A 1829-nucleotide genomic window follows, 5' to 3' on the forward strand; every position below is an offset into this window, starting at 1 on the left:
GTAACCCGGCAGCCGGCTGACCAACTCCCGGCGCATCTGCTCGGGGTCGGGGGCCGCATCGGCCTCGGGCACCACGTACGCCACCAGACGCTGGTCGCCGGGGCGGTCCTCGCGCATCAGAACGGTCGCGTGATTCACCCCCGCACATCCGGCCAGCACTGCCTCGATCTCGCCCAGCTCGATGCGGAAGCCGCGAAGCTGCACCTGGCCGTCCGAGCGGCCGGCGAATTCAAGCTGGCCGTCGACGCCCCAGCGAACCAGGTCACCGGTGCGATACATGCGCTCGCCGGCGGATCCGAACGGGCAGGCGACGAAGCGTTCGGCGGTGAGGCCGGGCCGGTGCCGGAAGCCGCGGGCCAGACCATCGCCGGCAACGTAAAGCTCGCCGACCACACCGGGCGCGCACAGCCGCAGGCCACTGTCGAGCACGTACAGCCGATCGCCGGCCAGCCGACGGCCGATCGGCACGACCGGTTCACCACCGGTCAGCGGATCACTCATGGTGACGTAGACGGTGGTCTCCGTGGGCCCGTACCCGTTGACCAGCTTGCGGCCCACGGCCCAACGAGCCGCCGTCTCCGGTGGGAGCGCCTCTCCGGCCGGAATGATGTGCGTCACCTGCGGCAGGCTGTCAGCCGGTGTACCGGCCAGCCGGGACGGCACCACGAACAGATGGGTGACTGCGCCCCGGTTGAGCACACCGGCCAGTTCCTGCACCCCGGGGGGCATCACCACCAGCGTGGCACCGGTGGCCAAGGCGCCGAAGATCTCCGGCACCGACATGTCGAAACTCGGCGAGCTGAGCTGAGCAACCCGGGCGCCGGGGCCGAGCCCCGCGCGTTCGATCAAGCCGGCTATCAAGCGGGGCTGCCCGGTGTGCGTCACCGCGGCCCCCTTGGGGACGCCGGTCGAGCCGGAGGTGTAGATGATGTACGCGAGATGGTCGGGTCGCAACGGCCGGACCCGGTCCCGGTCGGACAGCGGACCGCCCGGCAGTGCCGCGAGTTCGGCAACCACCTCCGAGCTGGTCAGGGTGAGGCGGGGCACCTCGACGTCGGGGAGCACGGCGGCGTCGGCGGTCACCAGGAACACGGGCCGGGCGTCGGCGAGCATGAAGGCCAGCCGGGCGGGCGGGTAGTCCAGATCGAGCGGAAGGTAGGCGGCGCCCGCCGCGAGCACGGCGAGGATCGCGGTCACCATCTCGGCCGAACGGGGCATCGCCAGCGCGACCACGTCCTCCGGGCCGATGCCGCGGCTGACGAACAACCGCGCCAGCCGGTTGGCAGCGGCGGCGAGTTCCGCATAACTCCACTCGTCCTCGCCGGCGACCAGGGCGAGCGCCGGTGCATCCCGTTCGACCTGGCGCTCGAACAACTGCGTGAGCGTCATGCCGGCATCCGGTGGCACGGGTCCGCTCGGCGCCAGGAGCATCTCCCGCTCGGCCGGGCTGAGCAGATCGAACTCGCCGATCGGCCGGGTGGGGTCGGCCACGGCCTGCTCGAGCAGAAGCTTCCAGCGTTCCACCAGGCCGCGTACCGTGCTCGCCTCGAACAGGTCGGTGGAGTACTCGGCGTAGACGATCAGATCGCCGCCGGCATCGGCCCGCACGGCCAGCATGAGATCGAGTCGCGCGACGCGGACCTCGGCGCCGGCCAGAGTCACCGTCAGACCCGGCAGCTCGATCGCCTGCTCCGGGTGGTTCTGCAGGACGAGCCCGACCTGGTAGAGCGGATGATAAGCGTTGCTGCGCTGCGGGTTGAGCGCCTCGACAAGGTATTCGAACGGCAGGTCCTGATAGGTGTAGGCCGTCAGCGCGGTGCGCTTGGCCC

1 protein-coding gene is annotated in these 1829 nt (G+C 71.0%); it reads right to left on the reverse strand.

The features are described from left to right. A partial coding sequence (locus Adu01nite_RS47350) for a non-ribosomal peptide synthetase (RefSeq protein WP_203735990.1) occupies nucleotides 1-1829 on the reverse strand: 1829 nt, incomplete at both ends.

Origin of the sequence: Paractinoplanes durhamensis, from assembly GCF_016862175.1 — a bacterium.
GTDB lineage: Bacteria > Actinomycetota > Actinomycetes > Mycobacteriales > Micromonosporaceae > Actinoplanes > Actinoplanes durhamensis.